7 protein-coding genes are annotated in these 8,805 nt (G+C 73.3%); all 7 read left to right on the top strand.

Annotation, left to right across the window (positions count from 1 at the left end):
• The first annotated feature begins 192 nt into the window (after positions 1-192).
• Positions 193-1,650 carry an N-6 DNA methylase gene (locus F8568_RS31425; RefSeq protein ID WP_328601111.1) on the top strand — a complete coding sequence of 486 codons (1,458 nt, stop codon included), beginning with the start codon at positions 193-195 and terminating at the stop codon, positions 1,648-1,650.
• A 4-nt stretch (positions 1,651-1,654) separates the two neighbouring features.
• Positions 1,655-2,707 (top strand): restriction endonuclease subunit S, encoded by a 1,053-nt coding sequence (locus tag F8568_RS31420; protein ID WP_151597301.1) that lies wholly within the window; start codon positions 1,655-1,657, stop codon positions 2,705-2,707.
• Complete coding sequence (locus tag F8568_RS31415; protein ID WP_202125574.1) at positions 2,704-2,865, top strand: hypothetical protein; 162 nt, start codon at positions 2,704-2,706, stop codon at positions 2,863-2,865. The genes F8568_RS31420 and F8568_RS31415 overlap by 4 nt, the downstream gene beginning before the upstream one ends.
• Before the next feature lie 163 nt (positions 2,866-3,028).
• On the top strand, positions 3,029-5,254 hold the full coding sequence (locus tag F8568_RS31410) for a hypothetical protein (RefSeq protein WP_151597300.1): 2,226 nt from the start codon (positions 3,029-3,031) through the stop codon (positions 5,252-5,254).
• A gap of 125 nt (positions 5,255-5,379) precedes the next feature.
• Positions 5,380-5,886, top strand: coding sequence for a hypothetical protein (locus F8568_RS31405; RefSeq protein WP_202125573.1), 507 nt, complete (start codon positions 5,380-5,382; stop codon positions 5,884-5,886).
• Positions 5,886-7,292: a hypothetical protein gene (locus F8568_RS31400; RefSeq protein WP_151597299.1), complete on the top strand. Its 1,407-nt coding sequence runs from the start codon at positions 5,886-5,888 to the stop codon at positions 7,290-7,292. Before F8568_RS31405 ends, F8568_RS31400 begins: the two co-directional genes overlap by 1 nt.
• Complete coding sequence (locus F8568_RS31395) at positions 7,289-8,728, top strand: VWA domain-containing protein (RefSeq protein ID WP_151597298.1); 1,440 nt, start codon at positions 7,289-7,291, stop codon at positions 8,726-8,728. The genes F8568_RS31400 and F8568_RS31395 overlap by 4 nt, the downstream gene beginning before the upstream one ends.
• The last annotated feature ends 77 nt before the right edge of the window (positions 8,729-8,805 follow it).

Here is an 8,805-nt window from a genome sequence, read left to right as displayed (position 1 = left end):
TGCTCCCGGCGCCCTGACCAGCTTGAACCGTCCCATCAACACCAGGAAGGAGAACCCCCGGGCCCGTGGAACCCCGCCCACCCGACGCGACAGTCGGGCCCAACGGCTGACCCACCGCCGAAATCGACGCGTCGGTTGGGTCGCTCCGCGACCCAACCGACCTCACGAAAGATCGAGGCTAGAGTCGCCGATGTGACGGAGACGGGGATCGCGGAACTGCAGGACGTCCTGTGGAAGGCCGCGGCGAAACTGCGCGGGTCCATGGACTCCTCCCAGTACCGGGACTTCGTGCTCGGGCTCGTCTTCCTCAAGTACGCCTCGTCCGCGTTCGGCGCCGTTCCCGAATCGGCGCGGTGGCCCGCCGTCGTGTCCGGTCCCGGGCCGATCGGCCCGCGGATCGACGCGGCCATGGCCGCGGTGATGCGGGCGGAGCCGTCGCTGGACGGCGCGCTCCCGCTGATCTTCGGCGCGGACGGCGTCGACCAGCGGCGGCTCGCGGACCTGGCGGCGGTCATCGGCGACGCCCGCTTCACCGGCCGCGACGGACCGGACGGCGGCGCGGCCGCGCGGGATCTGCTCGGCGAGGTGTACGAGTACTTCCTGGAGACGTTCGCCCGCGCGGAAGGCCGCCGGGGCGGCGAGTTCTACACGCCGAAGAGCGTCGTGAAACTGCTGGTCGAGGTGCTCGAGCCGTACAAGGGGCGGGTGTACGACCCGTGCTGCGGTTCGGGCGGGATGTTCGTCCAGGCGGAGAAGTTCGTGCTGAGCCGGCGGGGCCGCAGCGGCGACATCGCCGTGCACGGGCAGGAGGCCAACGCCCGGACGTGGCGGCTGGCCCGGATGAACCTCGCCATCCACGGGATCGCCGGGGACCTGTCCGCGCGGCACGCCGACACCTTCTACGAGGACGCGCATCCCGGTCTTCTCGCCGACCATGTGCTGGCCAATCCGCCGTTCAACATGTCGGACTGGTACCGCGATCCCGCCGATCCGCGCTGGCGGTTCGGCGTGCCTCCGGCGGGCAACGCCAATTTCGCGTGGATGCAGCACATCGTCGCCAAGCTCGGCCCGCGCGGCGGCGCCGGAGTGGTGATGGCGAACGGCTCGATGTCGTCCCGGCAGTCCGCCGAGAGCGGGATACGCACCGCCTTTGTCGAGGCCGATCTGGTCTCCTGCGTGGTCGCGCTGCCGCCGCAGTTGTTCCGCACGACGCCGATTCCCGCGTGCCTCTGGTTCTTCTCCAAGGACAAGGGGCCGGACGGCGGCCGTGACGACCGGCGAAGGCAGGTGCTCTTCGTCGACGCCCGTTCCATGGGGACGCTGCTCGACCGCACCGAACGCGTCCTGACCGGCGACGACATCGCCAGGATCGCCGGCGCCTACCATTCCTGGCGCGGCGGCCCGAGCGCCCGCGGACCCTATGCGGACGAGCCCGGTTTCTGCCGCTCGGTCGCGCTGGAGGAGATCCGCGACCACGGCCACGTCCTCACTCCCGGCCGTTACGCCGGTGCGGCGGAAACGGCGGACGCGGCGGACGAGCCGGTGCGCGACCGGGTCGAGCGGCTGACCAAGGAACTGCTCTCCCGGCTGGAGGAGTCGGCGCGGCTCGACGGCGTCGTCCGGGCGCGGCTGGAACGGCTGGACGGCTGAGGGAATGGTCCGGCTCGGCGAGGTCGTCGCCTTCACGAACGGCAAGGCGCGGCCTTCGCCCGGCACCGGTTACCCGACGTACGGGGCCAACGGCGTCATCGGCACGGCGGGGAGTTTCAACGCCGAGAAGGAGAGCACCATCGTCGGGCGCGTCGGGGCGTATTGCGGCGCCGTCCATTACGCCCGTGAACGGTGCTGGGTCACCGACAACGCCATCATCGCGACGGCGCGGGAGGGCGTGCACCCCCGGTACGTCTATTACCTGCTCAAGGGGCTCGGCCTCAATCACCACCGCATCGGGTCGGGGCAGCCGCTGCTCACCCACGCCATTCTGAACGGCCTCCCGGTCCGGGAGGTGCCGCGTCCCGGCCAGGAGGCCGTCGCGGAGATCCTCGGCGCGCTCGACGACAAGATCGCCGCCAACGACGGCGTCGCGGCCGCCGCGGACGACCTGGTCAGGGCCCGGTACACCGAGCTCGCCGCGGCCGCGCCCGGTTCGGTGCGGCTGGCGGCGATCGGCCGGCCGGTGACCGAGAACGTCGCGGCGGCCGACCTTCGCTCCGGCGAGCACTACATCGGGCTCGAGCACATCGCGAAACGGCACATGTGGCTCTCCCAATGGGCGGGCGCGTCCACCGTGCTGAGCACGAAGAAGCGGTTCCGGGCGGGCGACGTGCTCTTCGGGAAACTGCGTCCCTATTTCCACAAGGTCGGCCTGGCGCTCGTCGACGGCGTCGCCTCGACCGACGTCCACGTCGTCCGCCCGGTGGACGCCCGCCACCGCGGCTGGCTGCTGGCGGCGCTGTCCAGCGACGAGGTGGTGGCGCACGCCTCCGCGCTCGGCGACGGCACCCGGATGCCGCGGGTGAAGTGGCCCGACCTCGCCCGCCGCGAGGTCCCGTGGCCCGGCGAGCCGCGGGCCCGCGAGTTCGGCGCGCTGGTGGACGCGCTCGCCTTGCGGGTCGAGGCCGCCGCGGCCGAGAGCGCCGCGCTCGCCGCGCTGCGGGACGCGCTGCTCCCCGACCTGCTGACCGGAAGGATCGAGGCGACCACATGACCGATGACCGCGGATACCTGCTGGACAACCGGCGCGCCGAGGCGGGGACCCGGTTCGAGGCGATCTCCGAGCTGTTCGACCCGTGGACGTTCTGGCACCTCGACGCCCTCGCCGGCGGGCGGCTCGACATCACCCTCGCGCCGCTGATCTCCGCCTGAGGTGTGAAGGCGGTGTGAGCGGCGTTCCGGCATCGCGGCGGACTAATCCTTTGCGCCGAAATGGCGGCGGTCTCTAATCTGGGGCCCGACAGCGTGTAGCTCAGCAGTAGAGCATCGGGCTTCAGACCCGAAGGGCGCGGGGGCGGAACCCGCCACGCTGGCTATGAACAAGGACGTACAGGCGAATCCCGGTTACGCCGCGGGACAGCTGGCGAAGGCCTTCGCGACCGCACTCACGCACGAGAACGCGGAGACGCGCGAGCGGGCGGAAAAGCGCCTGGAGCGCTGGCGCCGCGTCCTTTCCGGAATGGTGTCCGGGTCCCTGTCCATCGGATCGCGGACGCCCGTCGAGGGACTCCCCGCGTGGGTGACGCCCGAGGTCGTCAAGGGCGGATTCGCGACCGGAACAGCCGCTGCGGGCGGCCCGGCCCTCCCGCACGAGCAGGACGCGGCGCGGCGAGCCGGCATCGCCTTCGACCGGCGCTCGCTGTTCCTGCATTACCTGACTGACGAGGGCCTCAACGAGCTGTATTCGCTTCTGGACAGCGGCGAGTACGACGTCGTCCTTCCCGAAGAGGGCGCGCTGCTCGCGGTCGCCTGGCTGCTGCGCGCGGGCGACCGCGCGGGCGCACTGGAGATCCTCGAGGCCATCGGCCCATTCGCCGGCCGGCTCCGTTTCTCGCCCCGTCCGGGAAGCCCGCTCGGCGACGCCTCGCTCGTGCACCGGCAGACCGTCGGCGAGGTCCGCGCGCGCATCGAGGCGAAGCCGAAGAACAAGGCCGTCGCCGCGATGAACGAAGCGCTCACCGTGTGGAACCCGTTCGCGGACGAACTGCTGGAGCACTGGCTCGAGACCGTCGAGGACGGGCGGGTCTTCGCGGTGCTGCCGGACGGCTGGGGAGAGCGCGGAGCGGAGCTTCTGGCGCGGTACCGGCGGCTGGCGCGGTACCACACGCTCTGCGGAAAGCACCGCAATCCCAAGGAGAACCTCGCCATTCTCCGGTCGTCCCTGGAGAGCCTTTTCGCGGGCAAGAGCGTGCCCGGTCTGCTGCAGCACGCCGTCGACTCGATGGTCGCCAAGCGCGGCCTGCCCGGATCCCCGGAGCACGCGGCGCTGCGCGCGCGGCAGGCGGCCGACGGCGCGCACCCCGCGCACCACACGGTCGCGCAGATCGTGCTGGCGCGGCTCGCGGACGCCCGCGAGGACTCCGGCGTGCCGTCCATCGACCCGTTCGTCGCGCCCATCACCGAGGACGAGGCGCGCCGTACGGGCGTCGCGGCGGGCGCGGAACTGCCCGGCTGGCTGCGCGACATCGTGAAGAACGCGCTCCGCGCCCCGGTGCCGACGCTCATCGAGCGCGGGATCGTCCCGTCGGCGGAGGTGCTTGCGGAGCTCACCCCGCAGCTCGTGGCGGCCACCACCGCGTCCGCCTATCCGGACCCCGCGCTTCGCCGCCTGATGGCGGCGCAGTACACCGCGTTCCGCAACAGGCGCACCCTGCTCCTGCTGAACCTGGAGAGCCAGGTGCGGATGGAGGAGCTGCCGTGGGTGCGCGCCGTGCAGCGCTACCGCCGCACGGACGCGACGGGTGAGCGGGAGGCGCGCGCCGTCCTCGTCCAGCTCGCCGAACTGGCGCTGCAGGGCTTCCCCGGCACCGCGCTGCCCAACCCGCTGCTGAGCGAGCTGGGCGCCCTCGCCGAGCGCGCGGGCCTGCGCGTGCCGTTCGTGGAGGAGCTGGCGGCCGACATCTTCATGGGGACGTTCTCCACCAAGTACCTCCGGGCCGCGCAGCTCGCCGCGGACGTCCTCGAAGGCACCCTCTACGAGCGCTACTACGGCATCGACTACGCCGCCGTGCGCGCGCTGAGGCGCGGCGGGCGCACGTCCGACGCGTTCGACGCGCTGTGCCGGACCCGCGCCGGCGACCTCTCCCGGGGCTCGTGGGTCGCCGCGAACGGCAAGGTCATCGAGCAGGCGCAGATCCTGACGACCCACAACCTCGCCGCGCTCGTCCACCCCGTCGGGGTGAGCCCGTCGCCCGGCTGGGACGACCTGGCGCGCCGCGCGTTCGGCACCGCCTGCCGCCTCGTCCAGCGGGTGCACGGCAACCCGCGTCCGCTGAGCACGGTCAAGGACGCGGCGTACGCGTGGCGGCAGGCGGTCTTCTTCCTCGCCCTGTGCGGGCTCAAGGAGCAGATCTCGGCGATCGCGTGGATGCAGGACGAACTGGACCGCCGGCCGCCGCACACCGCCGCCCGGCTCGACCCGGCCCTCGCGGGGCTCCGGCACGTCCTCGCCGGCGGGAGCCTCGACGACGGGACGGCCCCCGCCGCGCGCCGGTTCACCGGCTGGACAACGGGCCGCCACTGGCTGCTCAAGGCGCACTGACCTGCGGGTTCTCTCGTCGCGCCGGATTGTCGGTGGCCGGTGCAAGGCTTTCACCGCCTGCCCGCTCCGGGCGGGGGAACTGTGCGCGGACCATGATCATCCGCGCCGAGGTGGAGGTCGATGCGTTGGACGCGGAAGCAGCCGCCGAGCCCGCGCCGGACGGCGGGGAGCGGCGCAGCGTGGTGCGGGTGGTGCGGCCGGTCCGGCCGCGCAAGCTGGCTAAGGTGCCGTTCGTCGAACTGGCCGAGGGCCGCCTGCAGGGGGTCGTGTCGAGCGGGTCGGACCTCGCTCGGGTGTACGTGTCGTCCATCGCGGCCGGCACCCACGACTTCAGCTGCAGCACCAACAACAACCGGCCGTGCGGCGGGCTGGGCGGCTCGTCGATGTGCAAGCACCTGCGGTCGCTCGTCGACGAGGCCGTCATCCAGTACGGGCTCGAGCGGATCGCGCGCTACCTGAAGGCGGAGGCCGCCGACGACCTCGCCGGGGCGCTGCGCGGATCCAGGGCGTCCGCGCCGGCGGCCGGGGTGTTCAGCCGGTTCCTGCGCCACCTGTCCTACCTGGAGGTGCCGGGCGTGACAGAGCCGCTCCCGGAGATGCACTGGTTCCCGGCGATGGGAGCGGCCCGCTGATGCTCGCAACGCACCTGGGCGAGCTGCTCGGCGCGAATCCGCCGGGCGTCGGCGAGGCCCTCGACGTCGTCGCCGGGTTCGACCGCGCGCTCGTGGACGGCTTCGGCCGCCTCGGCGAGGACGGCACCGCCGCGCTGGCCGCGCTCGCGGGCGCGCTCGGCGGATCGCCGCTCGGCGGGCCCGCCGCCGAGGCGGCGGAGAAGATCGCGGCCGGCTCGGTCGCGGACGCGCACCTGGCCGCGCTCGCCGGCGGGCGCGCCGCGCTGCTCGGCGCCGTCCACGACGCGCTCCTCGCCCACCTCGACACCGCCCTCGGCCGCTCCCGGGCCGGCTTTGCCCCGGGCGGCGACGTGCCCGCCGCGGCGCCGAACCTGCTCGCCGGATGCCGGTCCTGGCTCGCCGAACTCGCCATCGCCGGATGGCGCGGCGTCGACCACGACCTGGTGTCCGCGTCGGACCAGGCGATCGAGGCGCTGCTGGCGGAGCCCGCGCTGCGCCGCCAGGCCGTCCTGCTCGACGGCCTGGCGGCCGAGCTGCGCGCCTGCTCCCCCGTCGCGACCATGGCCGAGATCCCGGCGCGCCGCTGGGCCGACCTGTGGACGCGGGGCGTGCTGCTGGCGCAGCCGGGCGGCACCGCGTCCGAGCGCGAGACCGCCACCGCGCCCGCGCGCGAGACCGTCACCGGGCGGCTGCTGCTGCTCGGCGTCGACGTCCACGAGCACGGGACGGCCGTCCAAGTGCAGGCGCACTGGCTGCTGGAGCCGGACGGCGACGGGCCGCATCGCACCGTCCGCACCAGCGCCTCCGCCGCGAAGGTCGACACCATCGCCGGCCCGGCCGTCTGGCGCGTCCTCGCCGACCGCCCCGTCCTGCTGCGGGCGCTGGCCGAGCAGCGCGCCGTGCAGGTCGACGGCGTCGCGCTGGCGGGCGGCGACCTGCTGTGGGAGGAGGACAAGGCCCGCCTCGGCTTCGTCGCCGACCCGTTCGCCACGGCCCGGCTGCACCTGGCCGGCGCCGTCGCGGCGGCCGTCCCGCCGCTGGAACGGCATCCCGCCCGCATCGGCGAGCCCGTCTTCCTCGAGAACTACACGGTGGACGGGGCGTCGCTGCGGCTCGGCGAGCACGCCCTCGAGATCGACATGGACCGCTTCCCGGCCTGCGGCCCCCTCACCCCCGACCTGGTGACCGCGTCGTCGGCGTGCATCGGGCTCGTCCGCTGGGACGCGGGGCGGTGGGCGCTGCAGCCCCTCGCCGTCCAGGCGACCGTGAAGAAGAAGCAGGTGGACGCGCACAACGGCGACTGGGCCCTCGGCCCCACCGATCCCAAGGTCGAGAAGGCCATGGCGAGGTCCGGCGACACGGTCCTCGTCCTCCAGGAACGAGCGGGACGGCTGCTGCGCGCATGACCGCGATCGAAGCGAAGGCCCACGAGAACCGGCGGCAGGTCCTGTACTGGCGGCTGCTCGCCCGCCTCTTCGACCCCGAGGAGCAGGCCTCGCTGGAGGCCGCGAGCGTCGCCGTCGTCGACGACCTCGGCCTGCCCGCCGCCCTCCTCGACCCGTCGGTCTCCGTCGACGCCCTCGTCCAGCGCTTCCCCGACCTCGCCGCCGGCTTCGACGGTCTCTTGGCGTCCACCGAAGCGCCCGATTCCTCCTTCCAGGAGGACGGGGGCGAGCAGGTGCGGCGGGCCGCGCTGGTCTCGAAGCTCCTGCTCAACGTGTTCGCCGCCAGGCCGGGGAGCATCACCGCGGCCCAGCTGTCGCAATGGCAGCGCGACGCGGGATGGCTGCGGCGGGCGCTCGGCGACGACGGCGGAGCCGGAGCCTGCGGCGCACCCGGAGCCGGCGACGGAACCGGCACCGGAGCCCCGGCCGCCGGGGATTCGGGCGCTGGAGCCCCGGGCGCCGGCGCCACTGGCCCGGGTGCCGGTGGCATCGGACGCGGTCTCGAGCCCGGAAGCGGGCTGCGACCGGTGCTCGCCGAGATCGAGGGCGATCTCGTCCGGCGGATGCGGCTGCGCGAGGTGCTGTCGGACAACCGGCTCGCCCGGCAGCTCACCCCGAGCATGTCGCTGATCGAGCAGCTGCTGCGCGACAAGGCGAACCTGTCGGGCGTCGCGCTCGCCAACGCAAAGGCGCTGATCCGCCGGTTCGTGGACGAGGTCGCCGAGGTGCTGCGGACGCAGGTGCAGCAGTCCAGCGCGGGCACGATCGACCGGTCGGTGCCGCCGAAGCGGGTGTTCCGCAACCTCGACATCGAGCGGACGATCTGGAAGAACCTGACGAACTGGAGCCCGGAGGACGAGCGGCTCTACGTCGACCGGCTCTTCTACAAGCGCACCGCGAAGCGCACCACGCCCGCGAAGATGATCGTGGTGGTGGACCAGTCGGGCTCGATGGTCGACTCGATGGTGAACTGCACGATCCTCGCGTCGATCTTCGCGGGGCTGCCGAAGGTGGACGTCCACCTGGTCGCCTACGACACGCGGGCGCTGGACCTGACGCCCTGGGTGCACGACCCGTTCGAGGTGCTGCTGCGCACGACGCTCGGCGGCGGCACCGACGGGACCGCCGCGATGGCGCTGGCCCGCCCGAAGATCACCGACCCGCGCAACACGGTGGTCGTGTGGATCTCCGACTTCTACGACAACCGGGCGCTGATGACCGACTTCGAGGCGCTGCACCGGTCCGGGGTGCGGCTCATCCCGGTCGGGTCGGTGAACGGCTCCGGGCAGGCGATGGTGGACGGCTGGTTCCGCGACCGGCTGAAGAGCCTCGGCACGCCGGTGATCTCCGGCCGCATCCGCAAGCTCGTGGTGGAGCTGAAGACCTTCCTCGCGTGACCGGCGCGAACCGACCGACCTGACGAACGAACGACCTGCCGGCCGAACGAACGGGCCGGACGACCGCGCGCGAGCGC

The sequence above is a fragment of the Actinomadura physcomitrii genome, assembly GCF_008923205.2.
Classification (GTDB): Bacteria; Actinomycetota; Actinomycetes; order Streptosporangiales; family Streptosporangiaceae; genus Spirillospora; species Spirillospora physcomitrii.
This window is presented reverse-complemented; position numbering and strand designations above follow the sequence as displayed.

Coding starts and splice junctions, on each gene's coding strand:
- F8568_RS31420 (WP_151597301.1), top strand. CDS start 1,655: ATGGTCCGGCTCGGCGAGGTCGTCGCCTTCACGAACGGCAAGGCGCGG.
- F8568_RS31415 (WP_202125574.1), top strand. CDS start 2,704: ATGACCGATGACCGCGGATACCTGCTGGACAACCGGCGCGCCGAGGCG.
- F8568_RS31410 (WP_151597300.1), top strand. CDS start 3,029: ATGAACAAGGACGTACAGGCGAATCCCGGTTACGCCGCGGGACAGCTG.
- F8568_RS31400 (WP_151597299.1), top strand. CDS start 5,886: ATGCTCGCAACGCACCTGGGCGAGCTGCTCGGCGCGAATCCGCCGGGC.
- F8568_RS31395 (WP_151597298.1), top strand. CDS start 7,289: ATGACCGCGATCGAAGCGAAGGCCCACGAGAACCGGCGGCAGGTCCTG.